Source organism: Planctomonas psychrotolerans (assembly GCF_008642235.1).
In the GTDB taxonomy this organism is placed as follows: domain Bacteria; phylum Actinomycetota; class Actinomycetes; order Actinomycetales; family Microbacteriaceae; genus Planctomonas; species Planctomonas psychrotolerans.
The window spans coordinates 1131417-1150263 of the sequence record NZ_SJEV01000001.1 but is presented as its reverse complement, the minus strand read 5'-3'; the positions used below and the strand labels follow the sequence as shown (position 1 = coordinate 1150263).

At 69.5% G+C, this 18847-nt stretch carries 17 protein-coding genes; 8 read left to right on the top strand and 9 right to left on the bottom strand.

Annotation, left to right across the window (positions count from 1 at the left end; all coding sequences use genetic code 11):
* A complete protein-coding gene (locus tag EY822_RS05095; RefSeq protein WP_150307280.1) occupies positions 1-648 on the top strand; it encodes a pentapeptide repeat-containing protein in 648 nt (215 codons plus the stop codon).
* A 289-nt stretch (positions 649-937) separates the two neighbouring features.
* Here the strand turns inward: EY822_RS05095 and EY822_RS05090 are convergent, their stop codons facing one another.
* Positions 938-1174, bottom strand: a complete 237-nt coding sequence (locus EY822_RS05090) for a hypothetical protein (RefSeq protein ID WP_150307279.1) — start codon at positions 1172-1174, stop codon at positions 938-940.
* Positions 1175-1262: 88 nt separating this feature from the next.
* Here EY822_RS05090 and EY822_RS05085 point away from each other — a divergent pair, with 88 nt between their 5' ends.
* The 3 genes from EY822_RS05085 to EY822_RS05075 all read left to right on the top strand — a co-directional run bounded on the left by EY822_RS05085 (position 1263) and on the right by EY822_RS05075 (position 4312).
* Positions 1263-2798, top strand: coding sequence for a phytoene desaturase family protein (locus tag EY822_RS05085; RefSeq protein ID WP_150307278.1), 1536 nt, complete (start codon positions 1263-1265; stop codon positions 2796-2798).
* Between the two features lie 85 nt (positions 2799-2883).
* Positions 2884-3765: a manganese catalase family protein gene (locus EY822_RS05080; RefSeq protein ID WP_150307277.1), complete on the top strand. Its 882-nt coding sequence runs from the start codon at positions 2884-2886 to the stop codon at positions 3763-3765.
* A 97-nt stretch (positions 3766-3862) separates the two neighbouring features.
* Positions 3863-4312 carry an SRPBCC family protein gene (locus EY822_RS05075; protein ID WP_150307276.1) on the top strand — a complete coding sequence of 150 codons (450 nt, stop codon included), beginning with the start codon at positions 3863-3865 and terminating at the stop codon, positions 4310-4312.
* A gap of 101 nt (positions 4313-4413) precedes the next feature.
* Here the strand turns inward: EY822_RS05075 and EY822_RS05070 are convergent, their stop codons facing one another.
* Positions 4414-5328 (bottom strand): hypothetical protein, encoded by a 915-nt coding sequence (locus tag EY822_RS05070; RefSeq protein ID WP_150307275.1) that lies wholly within the window; start codon positions 5326-5328, stop codon positions 4414-4416.
* 145 nt (positions 5329-5473) lie between these two features.
* On the opposite strand from EY822_RS05070, the gene EY822_RS05065 reads away from it, so the two are divergent.
* Together EY822_RS05065 and EY822_RS05060 are read left to right on the top strand one after the other, a co-directional pair.
* Complete coding sequence (locus EY822_RS05065) at positions 5474-9082, top strand: proline dehydrogenase family protein (protein ID WP_150307274.1); 3609 nt, start codon at positions 5474-5476, stop codon at positions 9080-9082.
* Between the two features lie 63 nt (positions 9083-9145).
* The gene (locus EY822_RS05060) at positions 9146-9979 is read left to right on the top strand and encodes an aldo/keto reductase (protein WP_150307273.1); all 834 of its coding nucleotides are present in this window, start codon (positions 9146-9148) and stop codon (positions 9977-9979) included.
* 121 nt (positions 9980-10100) lie between these two features.
* On the opposite strand, the gene EY822_RS05055 is transcribed toward EY822_RS05060, so the two are convergent.
* From EY822_RS05055 to EY822_RS05025, 7 genes are all read right to left on the bottom strand, one after another.
* Positions 10101-10484, bottom strand: a complete 384-nt coding sequence (locus EY822_RS05055) for a GntR family transcriptional regulator (RefSeq protein WP_150307272.1) — start codon at positions 10482-10484, stop codon at positions 10101-10103.
* Between the two features lie 82 nt (positions 10485-10566).
* Positions 10567-11229 (bottom strand): hypothetical protein, encoded by a 663-nt coding sequence (locus tag EY822_RS15325; RefSeq protein ID WP_227497039.1) that lies wholly within the window; start codon positions 11227-11229, stop codon positions 10567-10569.
* A 90-nt stretch (positions 11230-11319) separates the two neighbouring features.
* On the bottom strand, positions 11320-12453 hold the full coding sequence (locus EY822_RS05045) for a Gfo/Idh/MocA family protein (RefSeq protein WP_227497038.1): 1134 nt from the start codon (positions 12451-12453) through the stop codon (positions 11320-11322).
* Positions 12450-13238: a ThuA domain-containing protein gene (locus EY822_RS05040; RefSeq protein ID WP_150307271.1), complete on the bottom strand. Its 789-nt coding sequence runs from the start codon at positions 13236-13238 to the stop codon at positions 12450-12452. Before EY822_RS05040 ends, EY822_RS05045 begins: the two co-directional genes overlap by 4 nt.
* 49 nt (positions 13239-13287) lie before the next feature.
* Positions 13288-14076, bottom strand: a complete 789-nt coding sequence (locus tag EY822_RS05035; protein ID WP_150308767.1) for a carbohydrate ABC transporter permease — start codon at positions 14074-14076, stop codon at positions 13288-13290.
* A 103-nt stretch (positions 14077-14179) separates the two neighbouring features.
* On the bottom strand, positions 14180-15034 hold the full coding sequence (locus EY822_RS05030; RefSeq protein WP_227497306.1) for a carbohydrate ABC transporter permease: 855 nt from the start codon (positions 15032-15034) through the stop codon (positions 14180-14182).
* Between the two features lie 187 nt (positions 15035-15221).
* Positions 15222-16427 (bottom strand): sugar ABC transporter substrate-binding protein, encoded by a 1206-nt coding sequence (locus EY822_RS05025; protein ID WP_150308765.1) that lies wholly within the window; start codon positions 16425-16427, stop codon positions 15222-15224.
* Positions 16428-16701: 274 nt separating this feature from the next.
* Here EY822_RS05025 and EY822_RS05020 point away from each other — a divergent pair, with 274 nt between their 5' ends.
* Positions 16702-17727: a LacI family DNA-binding transcriptional regulator gene (locus EY822_RS05020; RefSeq protein ID WP_227497037.1), complete on the top strand. Its 1026-nt coding sequence runs from the start codon at positions 16702-16704 to the stop codon at positions 17725-17727.
* 94 nt (positions 17728-17821) lie between these two features.
* Positions 17822-18838, top strand: coding sequence for a LacI family DNA-binding transcriptional regulator (locus EY822_RS05015; RefSeq protein ID WP_150307270.1), 1017 nt, complete (start codon positions 17822-17824; stop codon positions 18836-18838).
* Positions 18839-18847 lie beyond the last annotated feature (9 nt).

Sequence of the window (18847 nt, the reverse complement as noted above, 5' to 3'; positions counted from 1 at the left end):
ATGCCGGTTCTGAAGCCGCGCGTGAACGAGCCTCGCCTGCCCGAGCTCCGGGCGTCCGACGCCTCCGCTCTCGGCGCCGGCGTGTTCGCCGAGAGGATGCGGTTCGACTCGGCCGACCTGTCGGGACGCGACCTCTCTGAACTCGCCGTCACCGAGTGCGCGTTCGCCGGGGTGCGGCTCGACGGGGCGACGCTGCGGGGAGCATCGTTCGACGAGGTGCAGATCACCGGGCTCACCGCGGCCACCCTGCAGGCGGAGCGTGCGCGGTGGCACACCGTCGATGTGCGGTCCTCTCGGATCGGCGCGGGTGAGCTGTACGACGCCGAGATGCGCGGTGTTGCGTTCACGGGGTGCAAGATCGGTTTCCTCAACCTCGCGGGATCATCGCTCGACGACGTCCTGTTCACCGAGTGCGCGATCGACGAGCTCGATATCTCCGGAGCCAGGGCGTCGCGAGTGGCGCTGCGCGACTGCACGGTCGGCACGCTCACCGTCGCAGGAACGCGGTCGAGCAACGTGGACCTCCGCGGCACCCGCATCGAGCGGACGACCGGGCTCGACGGGCTGCGTGGAGTGACGCTCGACGAGGATCAGGTCGCGATGCTGGTGCCCTCGCTCCTGCGGAGCGCCGGCATCCTCCTCGGCTGACTGCCGTCGTCCCCTCGACAGGATCAGGGACCGTGATGCCTCCGACGGGCTCAGGGACTGTGATCCCTTCGACGGGCTCCGGGACCGCGATCCCTTCGATGGGATCCGGGACCGTGATCCCTTCGACACGCCTGCACGAAGGACGGGCGCCTTCCGTCTGCACGTCGGAAAGCGCCCGTCTCTTTTCCCCGTCGTGCTTGGAGGCAGAAGGGAAGCGACCGAAGCCGCGGAGCCACCCTACGTATGTCGAGGGTGAGTTGGCTGAGAGTTTCGCGCAGGAAATCTCAGCTCAGGGCAGCGGCCCTTCACCCTCGGCCGGGACGGGCTTCGACGCGGGGAAGTCCTGGCCGCCGTCGGTGTCGATGGCGTTGCCGGTCATCGTGTCGAGCTCGTCATCGGTCTCGCCCTCGACGCCCAGCCCGGGTTCGGTGGCGTGAGCAGCCCGCCGGGCGTCCTCGGCATCGAAGTCCGTCGTTCCGGACGGGGTGGCCGAGGGATCGGGGGTGGTGTCGCTGTGCTCAGACATGCTGCAGTTCTCCTCCGTGGCTGACGTGCGCGAATTCCCACGCGCTTTTCCACGCTAGACCCGGCGAAGGGGAGCGCCAAGGGGTTGTATGGGTGTGCGGCGGACGCTCGCCGACGGAGGAGGCACCATCGTGGACACCGTGGACGTCATCGTCGTCGGAGCCGGCCCGAACGGTCTGGCCGCCGCCGTCACCATGGCCCGTGCCGGGCTCAGCGTACGCGTGTACGAGAAGGCGGACGTGATCGGGGGCGGGTCCCGCACGGCCGAACTCACGCTCCCCGGGTTCCGCCATGACATCTGCTCAGCCGTGCACCCGATGGCCTACGCCTCGGCCTTCTTCCGCCGGTTCGGCCTCGCCGAGCGGATCCCGTTCGTGCTGCCGGAGGTGTCGTACGGGCATCCGCTCGACGGCGGTCGTGCCGGTATCGCCTACCGGGACATCGAGCGCACCGTGGAGTCGCTCGGGGTGGACGGTCATGCTTGGAAGACCCTGATGGGTCCTCTGGCGCGGCACGCCGACCAGGTGGCCCGCACCACCGGATCCAGCCTCCTGCAGGCTCCGCCGCATCCCCTCACGTTCGCGCGATTCGGTATTCGGGCTCTCGAGCAGGGCACCGTGGCGTGGAACCTCCGCTGGAAGGAGGACGTCGCCCCGGCGATGCTCGCCGGCGTGGCCGCGCACGCCATCCGGCCGATGCCGAGCCTCGCCACCGCCGCCGGGGGACTGATGCTCGGGACGTACGCCCACGATCGCGGCTGGCCGATCCCCGTCGGCGGCAGCCAGTCGATCGTGGATGCAATGGCCGCCGATGTGGTGGCGCACGGCGGTGAGATCGTGACCGGCACCGAGATCACCTCCCTCGCGGAACTCCCGAAGGCCCGTGCGGTGCTGTTCGACGTCAGCCCCCGCGCACTCGTCCGTATCGCCGGGAGCAGGATGCCCGCGCGATACGAACGGGCGCTGAAGCGGTTCCGTTACGGCAACGGCGCGGCGAAGGTGGACTACGCCCTCTCCGGTCCGGTGCCGTGGACCAACCCGGAGCTGCACCGGGCGAGCACGCTCCACGTGGGCGGCACCCGTGCGGAACTGGTGGCGGCCGAGAAGGATGTGGCCCGCGGGCGGCACAGCGAGCGCCCGTACGTGCTCGCGTCGCAGCCCACCACCTTCGACCCGAGCCGTGCACCCGAGGGGAAGCACGTGCTGTGGGCCTACGCCCACGTGCCGCAGTATTCGACGGTCGACCAGACCGAGGTGGTCACCGCGCAGATCGAGCGGTTCGCCCCTGGCTTCCGCGACCTCATCCTCGCCTCGAGCAGCACGACCGGCATCGAGATGGAACGGTACAACCCGAACTACATCGGCGGTGACATCGCGGTGGGTGCCCCCAGCATGCGGCAGCTGGTGGCTCGTCCGGTGTTCTCCGCAGATCCGTGGCGTACGCCGATGCCGGGCGTCTACCTGTGCTCGTCGTCCACCCCGCCGGGACCCGGCGTGCACGGTCTCGCAGGCTGGCACGCGGCCGCCAGCGCACTCCGGCACGAATTCGGCATGCACGGTACTCCGGCTCTCGGGATCGAGCAACCCCCGATGCAGACCCTGCAGAATTCGGGGGCCGCGGCGTAGCGTCGAAGCACTGCGCCCCGCTCGGGCCTTCCCCCAAGGTGACTGGCCGGATGCGTGTGGGGCGCGAGCTTCGGGAGGTAATCGAGTGTTTTTCCACAAGCAAGAACTCCAGTTCAAGGCCACGCCGGACAAGCCCGACGCCGTCTATGCGCGCAAGCTGCAGGAGGTGCTCGGCGGTCAGTACGGCGAGATCACCATCGCCATGCAGTACGGCTTCCAGGCATGGAACAGCCACATTCCCGGCAAGTACCGCGACCTGCTCTACGGAATCGCCGCCGAGGAGATGGGGCACGTCGAGATGCTCGCGATCATGATCGCGCAGCTGCTCGAGAAGGCGCCCGTGGGCATCACGGGTGACACCCTGCAGGAGGACCCGGCCGTCGCCGCCGTGGTGGGGGGCATGGACGTGCAGCACGCCATCGTCGCCGGTGCGGGAGCACGCGCCGTCGACAGCAACGGCAACCCGTGGCAGGGCAGCTACATCACAGCCAGCGGCAACATGCTCGCCGACTTCACGTCGAACGCCAACGGGGAGATGCAGGGGCGCGTGCAGGCCGCCCGGCTCTACCACATGACCGATGACAAGGGCGTTCGCGATCTGCTGTCCTTCCTCATCGCCCGCGACACGATGCACCAGAACCAGTGGATCGCCGCCGCCCGCGAGTTGCAGGAGGAGAAGCTCGAGCAGCTGCCCGTGCCGAGCAACTTCCCGCAGAGCAAGGAGTACACGAAGGTGTCCTACGAGTACATCAACTTCTCCGACGGGAAGGCCGCCGCGGAAGGGTCCTGGGCCTCCGGACCCACGCCCGACGGCAACGGCGAGTTCAGCTACCGTGACGGCCCGGAGACCACCGTGCCGGCGCCGCCGCCCACGCATCCCGACCCGCGCTTCTACGGCACCACCGAGAAGTCGAACTTCATCGAGAAGACGACAGGGGCGGTCAAGGACGCGCTGAACAAGGGCTGATCCGCCGCACCACCCGCATCGCCGAACGCCCCGCCTCGAGCGGGGCGTTCGTGTCGTGCGGCTAGCCAGGCCCCCGGAGGAGGAGAAGGATGGGCCCATGGCCGTCAATACCCGTCGCATCGACTGCTCACCCGAAGACGTCTTCCGCATCCTGGCCGATGGCTGGCTGTACCCGAGTTGGGTGGTGGGCGCGTCCCGCATTCGCGGGGTCGAGGACGCCTGGCCGGCCGCAGGGGCGAAGATCCACCACTCCTTCGGGGTATGGCCGGCGCTCATCGACGACAGCACGAGCGTGCTCGAGTGGGACCCGCCGCACCGCGCCGTGCTGCAGGCCCGGGGCTGGCCGATGGGTGAGGCCCGCGTGACGTTCGAGGTCAAGGCGACCAGTTCGGGCTGCGTCGTGCGACTGGGCGAGGATGCCGTCAAGGGGCCGGGCGTGCTCGTTCCGGCGCCGCTTCGGCACCTCGGCATCCACTACCGCAACACCGAGACGCTGCGGAGACTCGCCTATCTCGCCGAGGGCAAGCGGGAGAACGCCGAGTCCTGACCAGCTCGGTCGCGGCACGTGCGGTGCACCCGCGGCACCCGAAGCGACGCGTGCCGCGAGTGCGAAAGGCGTGCCGGGACCCCCGCCGTGCGCGGGCGCCGCTAGCGTTTCGGGCGGAAGTAGCGAGTCCACCAGCGGCGTCGCCGGGGTGCCCGCTCGGCTGACTCGGGCTCCGGTTCCTGCTCGGAGCCGTCGAGGGTTTCGGCGTCCTCCGCCCGGGTCCAACGCCCCACATCCCCGCGTGGGATGGCGATCGTCTCCCCGGCGACCGGCGCGGGAAGCGCCGCCTCCTCGACCGGTCGTCCGAGCACGCGGGCGGCCTGCCGCTGGATTCCCGGTGCCCCGGCTCGGGCGAGGTCCTCGAGGAGTTCCGGGCCTCGACCACTGGGACTTGCGAGCACCGCATGCAGCACCTCGTCGTTCGACGCGCTCCCGGCCGGGGTGAGGCGGGCGAGCAGCACCTGCTCGAGTCGGTGGCGCACGATGTCATCGGTCGAGCGCTCCAGCAGCACGATGCCGTTTCGCGTCACCTTGGCGGCGTTCTCCCGCGACCGAACCGGCCGGGGCGCCATCCGGAAGCCGCTCGAGTCGCCGAGCGCCTCGAGTACGGCGTCGGCGATGCGCGGGTCGTCCGGGCGGGCCTCGATCGCCGCGGCCAGCAGGTCGGCGGTGACGGCGGCGTCCGCCAGCAGGGTCGCGGCGGGACCGTCGGCGCGGGCCATGACGCCCACCTCGGTGAGGAGGTCGGACAGGAGCGGGGAGGACGGATCCTCCCCGGCGTCGGTGAGCAATGCGCGCAGGACGGAGTCATCGGCGCACGCGTCGGCGGCGAGCACGGCCGCCCGGAGTCGGATGCGCTGCGGCTTCGAACCGGCCGGTGCGGTGGCGAGCTCCAGCACCGCGGCGCGGGCCGCCGCACCCCCTCGGCGCACGCGCGTCTGCAGCGCGGTCGCCTGCGGGGACTCGGTGGCGAGCGCCTCGGCGATGTCGGCTGCGACGTTCGGCTGGTCGGTCACGGTTCCCCTCTTCGGTCGGTGCGCAACCAGCGTATGCCCGGGTGCGGGAACCGCCTCGCGCCTCGACCGCGTCGTGGTTTCCGCAGGGGTGGGAGCGGTGGGTCGCGCGGAGCAATTCTCCGGGCGGAAGGCATAGTCTCCCTTCATGCCTAACCCAACCGCTGCGACATCGACGCGCCCCGGGAACCTCGCCGACGATGCGATCGCGCTCGTGCGGAGGTGGCTCGCCGAGAGCGGCGAATACCCCACGGACGCGGCCGCCGCCCAACTCGCCGGGGTGTTGAAGGACCCGAACGGCCTCGACTTCACGCTCGGCTTCGTGGACCGGGTGGTTCGCCCCGACGACCTGTTCGTAGCGGGCAACAGCCTGTCCGGCGTCGCGGGACGGGTACCGCGATTCCTGCCCTGGTACATGCGCGGAGCGGTGCTGCTCGGCGGCGCGGTCGGTCCGGTGGTGCCCGGGGTCGTGGTGCCGACCGCCCGGAAGGTGCTCCGCCGCACCGTCGGACACCTGCTCGTCGATGCCACGCCCGACAAGCTCGGACCGGCGATCGAAAAGCTGCGGGAGAACGGCGCGCGCCTGAACCTCAACCTGCTGGGTGAGGCGGTTCTCGGGGACGCCGAGGCGGAACGCCGACTGGCCGGCACCCGACGGCTCCTCGAGCGCGATGATGTGGACTACGTATCGGTCAAGGTGTCGTCGATCGTGAGCCAGCTCTCGATGTGGGCGTTCGACGAGGCGGTCGACAGGATCGTGACGCGACTCACCCCGCTCTACGAGTTCGCGGCGACGTCGCCGACGCCGAAGTTCATCAACCTCGACATGGAGGAGTACAAGGACCTCCACCTCACCATCGCGGTGTTCGAGCGCATCCTCGATGCCCCCGAACTGCTGCACCTCGAGGCCGGGATCGTGCTGCAGACGTATCTGCCCGACGCGCTCGACGCCCTCGCCGGCATCACGCAGTGGGCGCTGCGTCGTCGCGCCCGCGGTGGGGCGCCGGTGAAGGTGCGCGTGGTGAAGGGCGCGAACCTCGCCATGGAGCACGTCGACGCCGCCATCCACGGCTGGCCGGCCGCGCCGTACGACACCAAGCAGCAGACCGACGCCAACTACAAGCGGGTTCTCGACTACGCCCTCACACCCGAGCGCACCGATGCGGTGCACATCGGCGTGGCCGGGCACAACCTGTTCGACGTGGCGTACGCCTGGTTGCTGGCGGGGGAGCGGGGAGTGCGCGACCGGATCGACTTCGAGATGCTGCTCGGCATGGCCACGGGGCAGGCCGACGCGGTGCGGCGCGAGGTCGGGGGGTTGCTGCTCTACACGCCCGTCGTGCACCCCGGGGAGTTCGACGTGGCCATCTCCTACCTCGTGCGTCGGCTGGAGGAGAACGCCAGCTCGGAGAACTTCATGTCGGCGGTGTTCGAGCTCTCGACCGACGAGACCCTGTTCGCACGCGAGCAGGAGCGGTTCCTGCGGAGTCTCGCCGACGTGCAGGGCACCGCGCCGGTACCCCGTCGCACCCAGGACCGGCGGATGCCGGTGTCGGTGCCGGAGGTGCCCGCAGCGCCGGAGCCCGGGAGCGGCTCGGGGACCGCGACAGGGTCGGGGACCGCGACAGGCTCGGGAACCGCGGGCGGGGACCCGTCGCTCACCGGCGCGGTGCTCGGGCTCACCCGGGGATCGCGTTCCGACGGCGATCCCCTGCGCCGCCCCGACACCTTCCGGAACGCCCCCGACACCGATCCCGCGCTCGCCGCGAACCGCGAGTGGGGGCGGGCGATCCTCGGCCGCGTCCCCGGGTCGACGCTCGGTCGGGATGCGGTGGCTGCGGCGACCGTGTCGGAGCCGCACGAGCTGACCCGGTTGATCGAGGACACCGTCGCGGCCGGTGCGCGCTGGGGTGCTCGTCCCGCGGCGGACCGCGCCGCGGTGCTCCGCGCCGCCGCCGCAGCCCTCGAGGCCAACCGCGCCGCGCTGATCGAGGTCATGGCGAGCGAGACGGGGAAGACCATCGCCGAGGGCGACCCCGAGGTGAGCGAGGCGATCGACTTCGCGAATTACTACGCCGATCGCGCGCTCGATCTCGAGCGGGTGCAGGGCGCGACCTTCGAGCCCGCCCGCCTCACCGTCGTCACCCCGCCCTGGAACTTCCCCGTCGCCATCCCGGCCGGATCCGTGCTCGCGGCGCTCGCCGCCGGCAGCGCCGTCATCCTGAAGCCCGCCGTACAGGCGCAGCGGAGCGGCAGCGTGCTGGCCGAGGCGCTGTGGCAGGCCGGGGTACCTCGGGACGTGCTCGCCCTCGCGCACGCGAGCGAATCGGAGCTCGGAAAGGACCTCGTGTCCTCGCCGCTCGTCGATCGGGTGATCCTCACCGGTGCGTACGAGACCGCCGAGCTCTTCCGATCGTGGCGCACCGACCTGCCTCTACTGGCCGAGACCAGCGGCAAGAACGCCATCGTGGTCACGCCGAGCGCGGACATCGACCTCGCCGTGGCGGACGTGGTGCGCTCGGCATTCGGCCACGCCGGACAGAAGTGCTCGGCGGCCAGCCTCGTCATCCTCGTCGGGTCGGTGGCCCGGTCGAAGCGGTTCCGGACGCAGTTGATCGACGCCGTGCAGACGCTCACCGTGGGCTACCCCGATGATCCCGCAACCCAGATGGGTCCGATCATCGAGCCGGCGTCGGGCAAGCTGAAGCACGCGCTCACCTCACTCGGTGGCGGCGAGAGCTGGCTGGTGGAGCCGAAGCAACTCGATGACACCGGTCGGCTCTGGTCGCCCGGCGTGCGCAGCGGTGTGCGGGCCGGCTCGTACTTCCACCGCACCGAGTTCTTCGGTCCGGTGCTCGGCATCATGCACGCCCGCACTCTCACGGAGGCGATCGATCTGCAGAACGCGGTGGCCTACGGGCTCACCGCCGGCCTGCACTCGCTGGACGCCACGGAGCTCGGGTTCTGGCTCGACCGGGTGGAGGCGGGCAACCTGTATGTGAACCGCAGCATCACCGGAGCGATCGTGCAGCGTCAGCCCTTCGGCGGCTGGAAGCGGTCGTCGGTCGGCACCGGCGGCAAGGCGGGTGGCCCGAACTACCTGTACGGCCTCGGCACCTGGCGCACTGACACCGGACGGAACAGCGAGACGCTCCACCTCCGCGGACTCGCCCCGCGGGTGACCGAACTGATCGAGGCCGCGCAGCCGTCGCTCGACTACGTCGACTTCGATGTCGTGCGCCGGTCTGCGCTGAGCGACGCGGTCGCGTGGCAGGAGGAGTTCGGTGCCGTGCGCGACGTGCAGCAGCTCGGCGTGGAGCGCAACCTCTTCCGCTACCTGAGCGTTCCGGTCACCGTTCGGCTCGGTGCGGGCGGTCGACTCGCCGATCTCATCCGCGTGCTCGCCGCAGCGACCCTGGCCCGGGCATCTGTTCGGGTGAGCACGGTCATGCCGCTGCCCCAGCGGGTGCTCGACGTGCTGGACGTGCGCGACGTGCCGGTCGAGCTCGAGTCCGACGAGGAGTGGGTGAGGCGGGCCGCGGCCGGGGAGCTCGGAGCCGACCGCGTGCGACTCGTCGGCGGGAACGCGTCCGCGCTCGCGAGCGCGCTCCGCGGGGCACCGGATGTGGCGATCTACGGCGGGGAGGTCACGGCGGCGGGTCGCCTGGAACTGCTGCCGTTCCTGCACGAGCAGGCCGTGAGCATCACCGCGCATCGGTTCGGCAACCCCGACGGCTTTTCCGACGCGGTGATCTGACGGGTGGCGACCGGACGCGACATCGCCCGGTCGCATGAGGATGTGCCGTGCTTGGATAAGAGGATGAGCGCACACATCCCCTCCCTTCCTCTCAGCAACGGCGCGAGCATTCCTCAGATCGGTCTCGGCACCTCGCCGCTGACCGATTCGGAGGTGACAGACGCTATCGTCCTGGCCGTCGAAGCCGGCTACCGACACATCGACACGGCGGTCAAGTACGGGAACGAGAAGGGTGTGGGGGAGGGGATCCGCCGCAGCGGTATTTCGCGCGACGAGCTCTTCCTCACCACCAAGCTCGACGGCGCGTACCAGGGCGCCGATCGCGCGATCCAGGGTCTCGACGAGTCGCTCGAACGACTCGGCGTCGACCATGTGGACCTGCTGCTCATCCACTGGCCGCTCCCGCAGCGCGACGAGTTCATCAGCACCTGGAAGACCTTCGAGAAGCTGCACGAGCAGGGCAAGGCCACCTCGATCGGTGTCTCGAACTTCAAGCCCGCCCACCTCGACCGTCTGCTCGCCGAGGCCACGGTGCCGCCGGTCATCAACCAGATCCAGCTGAGCCCGCAGATCGTGCGCGAGGAGCAGCGGGCGTACGGCGCCGCACACGGCATCCTCACCGAGGCGTGGAGCCCGATCAGCGCCGGGGACGACCTGCTCTCCGCTCCCGTGCTCGCCACCATCGGCGAGCGGTACGGCAAGACGCCCGCCCAGGTGGTGCTGCGCTGGCACGTGCAGCTCGGCAACGTGGCCATCCCCAAGTCGACGAACCGCGATCGGCTCGCCCAGAACATCGACGTGTTCGACTTCGAACTGACCGAGTCGGACATGGCCGACATCGCCACCCTGTCGAAGGGCCCCGACGCCGGAGTCGACTCCGACGTGAGCGGCCACTAGACGAATTCGGCTGAGGAAACGTCCCTTAGCGGCTCGGGGACCGTGGATCCGGCCGAGGGAGCGTCCCTTCGACGGGCTCGGGGACCGTGGATCCGGCTGAGGGAGCGTCCCTTCGACCGGCTCAGGGACCGTCGGCGCGGTCCGCGCGAGGGAGGCCGAGCGCCGCACGGACGAGGTCCAGCGCCTCCCCGGGCGGGAGATGCAGCTGCCGGATACGCTCGGCGTATGCGGATGCCGCCGCCTGCGCCTGCCGATGTGCGGCGTCGCCCGTCGCGGCGACGAACGACCCCTGGCGTCCGCGGGTCTCGATCACCTCGTCCCGCTCGAGTTCCCGGTAGCTGCGGGCCACGGTGTTCGGGGCGATGCCGAGGTCGTCGGCGAGCTGCCGAACCGTCGGCAGCTTCGATCCGGCGACGAGCTCACCCGTCCGCACCGCCTCGAGAACCTGCTGCCGGACCTGCTCGAACGGCGGCACGGCGGATGCGGGGTCGATCCTGAACTTCACGTGAGCGATCCTCCGGACGACACTGGACACATACGAACGAGGCTGGGCACTACCGACACTGTAGCCAGCGGTGCCGGAGCAGTCAGCCGGGAGTCACCGTCCAGAACGTCGTGGGCACGACGAGCACCTCGTAGAGCCCGGGTGTCGCCTGCTCGGCGACCCACGCCTCGGATGCTGCGACCGCAGCCTCGGAGGTGGCCGTCGGCTCCGTCATGGCCCGACTCGCGTACCAGATGCAGTTCGAGTCGTCGGGAACCTCCCCGTCCTCCGCCTGCGGCCCCTCCCCGGCAGTGTCCGACCCGAAGCAGGTGCGCGTCACGGTGATCACGTTCTTCCCCGTCGACGTCATCGCCGCTTCGAGATCCCGGAGCGCGCCGGCATCCGCGTCGATGCCCGGGGCGGGAGCGGCGAATGCGGCACGTTCGAGCAGATCGTCACGCACCGCGGGCGGCAGCGGCTCGTAGCGCCGGGTGAGGAGCACGGTGCCGTCGAGCGTCTCGTACGCGCGCTCATCGACGCGAACGTTCCCGACCAACTCCGCCGCGACGTCCTCCGGCAGTTCGTCTCCCACGACGTAACCCGCCGCCGGGGACTCCGGGAGCGGAGCCGCCGACGGGGCGGACGGTCGACCGTAGTCCCCGTCCGAGTAGCAGCCGCTCGCGCCGAGCAGCAGGGCGGCCAGGAGAACGGGGCTCACCAACGCCCGACCGATCCTCGCCCGATGCGCCCGCCCCTTCGCTGCCATGGCCCGAGGGTACCGGAGTGGTCAGTCGTCGGTATCGGTGATCGGGGGACGTGATGGTCGATCGCCGCCCCGCCCCCCGGCATACTGCGTCTAGCCGCCGAGGCCGTTCCGGGCGGATCCCCATCCCTCGAGCGCCGCACGCACGTCGTCGCGTGCCTCGTCGGCGACCGCTGTCAGGTATGCCGCCTCCAGCACGTCACTCACCCGCACGCGTTCGCCGGTCTCCGCCGATCGCACGGCCGCCTCCACCATGGCGAGGCTGAACACGTTGGAGTGCACCTCACCGGAGGGAACGATGCCCGTGCGCAAGGCTGAGACGAACTCCGCGAGCGAGCCCTCGATCTCCTCGAGCGTGGCGGTCGAATCGTCCGCCTCGACCGTGTTCTCGGCCGGAGCGTCGGGAACGCGATCGACCACGGGCGACGTCTCACCGTCCCACGTGGCGGTGCCGTGCTCGCCGTTCGCGCGCCAGGTGCCGTTCCACGAGGTCTCCAGCCCGTCGGCGCACCAGTTGCCGGTGTAGACGTAGCGCGTGCCGTCGCCGAACTCGAAGATCGCGGTGGCCGCGGCATCCCGGGAGTACCAGCTCCACGACGGGTTGAACTCCTCGCAGTACACCGAGACCGGGTCGGCGTCGAGCACGTACCGCGCCACGTCGAAGGCGTGGATGGCCATGTCGACGAGCAGCACGTGCGCCATCTCCTCGCGGAACCCGCCGAAGTGCGGCGCCTTGAAGAACTCCGTCGTCAGGATGCCCACCCGGCCGAGCCCACGCACGGCGTCGCGGTACTCGGCGAGCGTGCGGTAGTACCGCCGAGACTGGCTGATCATCAGCAGCTGTCCGGTGACCTCCGCGGTCGCCGCGAGGGAGAGGCCCTGGCTCACGGTCGGCGCCACCGGCTTCTCGCAGAGCACGGGCAGTCCGGCCGACATCGCCTCCACGTTCACCGGGTGATGCGCGATCGGGATGGTCACGTTCACCACGGCCTGTGCGCCGGTCGCCGATACGACGGCGGAGAGGCTCGATCCGATCTCCAGCGTGGGCAGTCCCGCGTTCGCCCGCGCCGCCTCCGCGGTGTCGAGGTTCAGGTCGACGAGCCCCACCAATTCGACGTCGGGCGACTCGGACAGCACCTCGAGCCATCGCTTGCCCATGCCGCCCGCCCCCACCAGCACCACGCGAACGGGCGAGGTGGTGTCGGTCAGCGCAGTGAACGCGCTCAATCGGCCATCGCCCCCTGGTAGGTCTTGCCGTTGTAGAAGTCCTCGCGCTCGTAGCGCAGCAGCACCGGGTCGGTGCGCTCCGGGCGGTCGGTCACCGCCCACTCCACGCCGTTGGCGAGCACCCGGCGCACGTCCTTGTGGTGGTAGACGGGGTAGTCCTGATCGCCCGGGCTGAAGAAGAAGATCTTGCCGAATCCGCGGCGGAAGGTGCATCCGCTGCGGAACACCTCGCCTCCGGAGAAGGTGCTGAGGAAGACGAGCTCGTCGGGCGCGGGGATGTCGAAGAACTCGCCGTACATCTCCTGCTCCGGAATGATGAACGGGTGCGGGATCCCGCGGGCGATCGGGTGGGTCGGGTCGACCGTCCAGACGATCTCGCGGTCGCGCTCCGAGCGCCAGCGCAGGGTGCACGACGTGCCCATGAGCTTGCCGAAGATCTTCGACCAGTGCCCGGAGTGCAGCACGAGGAGTCCCATGCCGGCGAGCACGTGCCGATGCACCCGCTCCACGACCTCGTCCGACACCTCGGCGTGCGCGGCGTGTCCCCACCAGAGCAGCACGTCGGTGCGAGCCAGCACCTCCTCGGTCAACCCGTGCTCGGGGTCGTCGAGGGTGACCGTGGTCACCTCGGCGCGGGAGCCCAGGTTCTCCTCGATCCCCTCCCGGATGGTGGTGTGCATGCCGTCGGGGTAGATCGCTGCCACCTCCGGCTCGTGCTGCTCGTGCCGGTTCTCGCCCCAGACGACGACCCGGATGGGGCGGTCGGGGCTGCTGCTGTTCGACATGACTGTCCTAACTGAAGGTGGGTGGGGAATGGGGAAGGAGGGTTCGAGGCTACTTAATCGATCCGCCGAGCGCGCCGGCGGCGATGTACTTCTGGGCCAGCACGAGCAGCACGATCGCGGGGATCGACGACAGCACCGCCGTGGCCATGACGGCGCTCCAGTTCGCGACCTGGGTGCCGAGGTACTGGTAGATACCGAGGGTGACCGGTCGCACCTCATCCGTCGTCGTGAGGGTGAGCGCGAAGAGGAAGTCGCTCCACGAGAAGAGGAACGCGAACAGGGCGGCGGTGATGATCGAGTTGCGGCTGATCGGCACGACGATCGACACGAAGGCGCGCACGAGGCCTGCACCGTCCACCCGTGCAGCCTCGACGATGGACGGCGGGATGCCGACCATGAACGCACGCAGGATCAGGATCGCGAACGGGATGGCATGGGTGGCATCGGCGAGGATGAGACCGGGGATCGAGTTGAGCAGACCCAGATCGTTGTAGGCGGTGTACAGAGCGTTGGCGATGACGATGCCGGGGATCATCTGGGAGATCAGGATGGCGAGCAGCGCCCCGTTGATCCACCGGAACCGGAACTGAGCGAGGGCGTACGCGGCGGGAGCGGCGATCGCGAGACTCAGCACCACCGTCCCGAGCGAGACGATGAGACTCGTCACGAGATTCGCCCCCTGATCGGCGATCGCCTTCTCGTACCCGCCGAAATCGGGGTTCCAGGGGAAGAAGTCTGCCGTGAGCGTGTTGCCCGAGGGCTGCAGGGAGGCGTTGATCATCCAGTAGATGGGGAACAGCATGATCCCGAGGAAGAGCACGCCGAGTGCGGTGTACATGCCGCGGGTGGCGGCGGCGTGGCGGTGGCGCCGCGGGGTGGGTGCGGAGCGGGCGCCGAGGGTGTGTGCGGCGGTGGCGGTTGCGGTCGTCACGACGTGCCCCTTACTCGTCGACCGCGCGGCGGTTGGCGCGGAGGTAGATGATGGCGAAGAGGAGGGAGATCAGGATGAGGATGTTGCTGTACGCGGCGCCCACCCCGAACTCGAAGTTCACGAACGACTCCTGATAGGAACGGATGGAGAGGGTCTGGGTCGAGTTCGCCGGACCGCCGTTGGTGAGTCCGAGGATGATGTCGAGCACCTTGATCGTGTACACCACCCCGAGCACGAGGACCACGCTGACCACCGGTCGCAGATTCGGCCAGGTGATGTGCCAGAACGCTTTCCACCCCGTGGCACCATCCATGGCGCCTGCCTCGTAGAGCTCCTCGGGGATGTCCTGCAACCCGCTGTAGAGCAGCGTGACGTTGAACGGGATGCCCACCCAGATGTTCACGAGGATCACGGCGATCAGTGCGACCGACGGGCTGGTCAGCCAGGGCACCGGTTCCTGGATGAGGCCGACGCCCTCGAGGAACCGGTTCAGGATGCCGCTGTCCTGGTCGAGGATCGACCGCCAGGTCGCGCTCGCCACGATGAGGGGCAGCAGCCAGGGCAACAGCAGCATCGAGCGGAGGAAGCCGTTCAACGGGAACCGTCGCTTGAAGAACGACGCGAGGGCGAGGCCGATCACGAACTGCCCGAGAATCGAGCCGATCGTGAACAGCGCGGTGTTGAGCATCGCGGGCCCGAACAGCTGGCTGCCCACCACCGTGGCGTAGTTCGCGAGCCCCACCCAGGGCGCCTCACCCGTGAAGAAGGTACGAGTGGTGTACTCCTGCAGGCTCATCGTGACGTTCTTGACGACGGGGTACCCGAAGAACAGCACCAGGTAGATCGCGGCAGGCACCACGAACATCACCTTGGTGACGGCCTCGCGGGAGAAGCGGCCGCGGCGCGGATGCGCGGGCGGGGTACTTCGACGTGGCTCGTCGGTCTGCGGCTGACCCGCATCCGGCGTACCGGTCGAACTCATCGTGGTCGACATGTTTCTCGATCCTTTCGGCGCCATCGTCGAAGTACCCTGCTGGTGTGCGGAGGCGGTCCTAGCCCTGAGCGGCCTGTTCGAACGCCTCTTCCGGTGTGGCCTGTCCGGTCAGCACGAGCTGGATCGCCGTGTAGATCGTCGTCGCCGCCTCGGGCCACTCCTCACCGAGCTGACCGGTGCGGGAGCGGGCGTTGGCCACCTGCTCGGTGAACGCGGCCATGCTCGGCACGCGCTCGACGTATTCATCGGCGAGCTCGGTGCGGGTCGGCACGAGGTAGCGGGCCTCGGCGAGCGCGAGCTGGTTCTCGTCGCTGCTGATGCACTCCACCATCTCGGCGGCTTTCGCCTGCCGGGCGTCATCACCGGTCACGGGCACGGTCCACACCTCGCCACCGAGCGGGGCGACGGGAGTCTGTCCCTCCTCGTTGACCGGCACCTGCACGACGTCCCAGGTCACATCGGGGTTCTCGTTGAGGCTGGGGATCTGCCACGGTCCGTTGATCATCATCGCCGCCTTGCCGGCGACGAACTGGTCCTTCGCGTCACCCTGCGACCAGTTGATGACGCTCGACGACATCGAGCCCTCGTCGAGGAGGTCCTTGTAGAGCTGCAGACCCTCGGCGACCTCCGGGGAGTCCAGCTCCGTCTCGTCGCCCCCGTTGGTCCACATGAACGGCAGGAACTGCCAGGATCCCTCGTACGTCGCGATGGCGGACAGCGCCAGGCCGTACTGCTCACCCGTGGTGAGCGCGGCGGCCGCGGTCTTCAGCTCCTCCCAGGTCTCGGGCGGCTCGATACCGGCCGCGGCGAGCACCTCGGTGTTGTAGAACAGGGCGAGGGTGTTGACGGCGGGGGCGAGTCCATACACTTCGCCCTCGTAGGTGGCGGCCTCGAGGATGCCCTCGCTGAAGCCCGACGTGTCGACGTCGTACTCGCTCAGGGGGGAGAGCCCGCCCGTCGCGGCGATCTCCTGAACGTCGGGGTTGTCGAGCATGAGCACGTCGGGCAGCGTCTTCGAGCTGGACCGCTGCAGGACCTTCTGGATGAGGTCCTTGCCGGGAACGGTCTCGCGCTCGAGCGTCACCCCGAGTTCGGTGGCGCAGGCGTCGAGCGTCTCCTGAACCAGAGACTTGTCGGGTTCGTTGTTGTAGTAGTCCAGGATGCTGAGCGAGCTGACGTCTCCGCCCTCGGATCCTCCTCCGGTGCCGCCACCTCCTCCGCCGCCGGCGCAGGCGGTCAACGCGAACGGTGCTACGGCTGCCATGGCCAGCACGGTGGTCAGTCTGGTCTTCTTCACGGGGGCTCCTTTGCCTGGTGATGCGGTGCGGTGCAGTGCTGTGGTTAAGCGGTTTGATCCATCCGCGAAGCGGTGGCCCGGCGGATGCCGGCGAGCACTGCAGGGAGGGTGTCACCGAGTCTGCGCGCGCATCCCCGGTCCTGTCAAGGAAAAGTTAACCGCTTTACCGGCGCGGTCGAGAAGGGATAATGAGTCCGAAAGACGTGCGGCGCGCGTCGTTCTCCCGAGAAAGGCGTTCCCGATGGCCACGATGCGCGATGTCGCACGGCTCGCGAACGTCTCCATCGCCACCGTGTCGTTCACGCTCAACAACACCAAGCCGGTCGCGCCGGCCACGCGGTTGCGGGTGGAGCAGGCGATGGAGGAGTTGAAGTTCCGTCGCAATCCGGTCGCCCGCGCCCTCGCCAGCCGACGCACCCGCATCATCGCGCTGCTCTATCCGGCGCTGCAGCATCGGTTCAGCGGCACCGTCGTCAACTTCTTCACGAGCGCCGCGCAGACGGCGAGCGAGCACGGGTACACGCTCGTGCTCTGGCCGATCAGCAATGACGCCGCCGAGGTGACCGAACTCGTCGATGGGGGCCTGGTGGACGGGGTGCTGCTGATGGAGGTGCAACTCGACGACCCGCGGGTGGAGCGACTGCGGCAGTCGGACTTGCCGTTCGCGCTCATCGGCCGCACGCGGGACCCGAGCGCGCTCTCCTACGTGGACATCGACTTCGAGAACACCACCGCCGCGGCGGTGGATCACCTCGTCGACCTCGGTCACCGCGCCATCTGCCTGCTGAACGGGAGTGTGGGGAGTTCGGCCCTGGAGGCCTACGGACCGGTCGCCCGCACCGAGGCCGCGTTCGACGAGGTCATGCGCGCGCGCGGCCTGACGCCGGTGACCCTCGCCTGCGACGAGACGCCGATCGCGGGCCGAGCCGCGGCGAGCGAGTTGCTGGAGCGGGCACCCGACGCCACCGCGGTGATCGTGATGAACGAGCATGCCGCGTTCGGTTTCGTCAGCGGACTCACCCATCGCGGGCTGCACGTGCCGCGCGACATGTCCATCCTCTCCATTGCGTCGTCCCGCGACATGGCCGCGATCTCCGATCCGGAACTGACCTGCATGGCGGCGCCGGGCGTCGAGCTCGGCCGGATGGGTGTGGAGGCGTTGCTCGATCAGCTGGAGGGCCGCAGCGAGAAGCATCCCCAGGCGCTCGTCATGTGCACCTTCGTCCCCGGCCAGTCGACCGGCCCGGCGCCCGATCGGCGGCCGTAGCCCGGGGCCGGTCCCTGGGCCCGTCCGGAGACACCTTCGGTTCCGGGATCAACGGACAGGGGCGGCCGCCACCCTGCCGTCCTAGACTTTCTGCGTGCAGGGCACCGGCCGCAAACGATTGACCATCCGTGACGTCGCGACCGTCGCGGGCGTATCGAGCGGAACCGTGTCGCGGGTGCTGAACGGCAAGAACTGGGTGAGCCCCGAGGCGCGGACCGCGGTCGAGCAGGCGATCCGAAAGACCGGGTACCGGGTCAACCCGCACGCCCGGAACCTCGCGACGAGCAAGTCGAACACGGTGGCGTTCCTGCTCAACGAGTCGCAGCACGTGCTGTTCGAGGATCCGAACTTCGCCCACCTCGTGCGGGGAACGGCGCGTGCCCTCGCGGCCCTGGAGGTTCATTCCGTGCTGATCATGGCGGGTGATGCGGCGGAGCAGGCACGCGCCTTCGCCTACATCTCCGCCGGACACGTCGACGGCGTCCTGCTCGCGTTCACCTCGGCGGGCGGTACGCCGCTGGTCGAGAGACTCGTCGACGCGGGGGTGCCGCTGGTGTCGTGCGGACTGCCGGTCGGGGACTTCGAAGGCAGGCTCGGCAGCGTCGCCGCCGATGACCTGCTCGGGGCCACACAGGTGATGGAGCACCTTCTGGAGCGCGGACACCGGCGGATCGCGACGATCACCGGCCCCGCAGACACTCCCGGCGGCATCGCTCGCTTCGAGGCGTACTCGCGCGCGGTCGGCGACCGTTTCGATGAACGGCTCGTCGTCGGGGGCGACTATTCGCGAGCCGGCGGCGCGCATGCGACGCACGCGCTGCTCGAGAGGACGCGGGAGTTCGACGCCATCTTCGCCGCGAACGACGCGATGGCCGCGGGGGCGATCGATGCACTCCTCGAGGCAGGGCTCCGCGTGCCTGACGATGTAGCCGTGGCCGGATTCGACGACAACGACTTCGCCACCGCGACCGACCCGCAGCTCACGACCGTCCGTCAACCGTTCGAGCGCATCAGCATCGAGATGGTCCGGCTGCTCATGGATATCATCGGTGGCGAGCAACCGGCGACTCTCACCCTGCCGACCACGCTCGTCGTCCGCGGATCCGCGTAGGCCTTCGTC

Bases quoted from the DNA above. Each gene is read 5' to 3' on its own strand.
- EY822_RS05095 (WP_150307280.1), top strand. From the start codon at position 1: ATGCCGGTTCTGAAGCCGCGCGTGAACGAGCCTCGCCTGCCCGAGCTC.
- EY822_RS05090 (WP_150307279.1), bottom strand. From the start codon at position 1,174: ATGTCTGAGCACAGCGACACCACCCCCGATCCCTCGGCCACCCCGTCC.
- EY822_RS05085 (WP_150307278.1), top strand. From the start codon at position 1,263: ATGGGTGTGCGGCGGACGCTCGCCGACGGAGGAGGCACCATCGTGGAC.
- EY822_RS05075 (WP_150307276.1), top strand. From the start codon at position 3,863: ATGGCCGTCAATACCCGTCGCATCGACTGCTCACCCGAAGACGTCTTC.
- EY822_RS05065 (WP_150307274.1), top strand. From the start codon at position 5,474: ATGCCTAACCCAACCGCTGCGACATCGACGCGCCCCGGGAACCTCGCC.
- EY822_RS05060 (WP_150307273.1), top strand. From the start codon at position 9,146: ATGAGCGCACACATCCCCTCCCTTCCTCTCAGCAACGGCGCGAGCATT.
- EY822_RS15325 (WP_227497039.1), bottom strand. From the start codon at position 11,229: ATGGCAGCGAAGGGGCGGGCGCATCGGGCGAGGATCGGTCGGGCGTTG.
- EY822_RS05040 (WP_150307271.1), bottom strand. From the start codon at position 13,238: ATGTCGAACAGCAGCAGCCCCGACCGCCCCATCCGGGTCGTCGTCTGG.
- EY822_RS05035 (WP_150308767.1), bottom strand. From the start codon at position 14,076: ATGTACACCGCACTCGGCGTGCTCTTCCTCGGGATCATGCTGTTCCCC.
- EY822_RS05030 (WP_227497306.1), bottom strand. From the start codon at position 15,034: ATGTTCGTGGTGCCTGCCGCGATCTACCTGGTGCTGTTCTTCGGGTAC.
- EY822_RS05025 (WP_150308765.1), bottom strand. From the start codon at position 16,427: ATGGCAGCCGTAGCACCGTTCGCGTTGACCGCCTGCGCCGGCGGCGGA.
- EY822_RS05020 (WP_227497037.1), top strand. From the start codon at position 16,702: ATGGCCACGATGCGCGATGTCGCACGGCTCGCGAACGTCTCCATCGCC.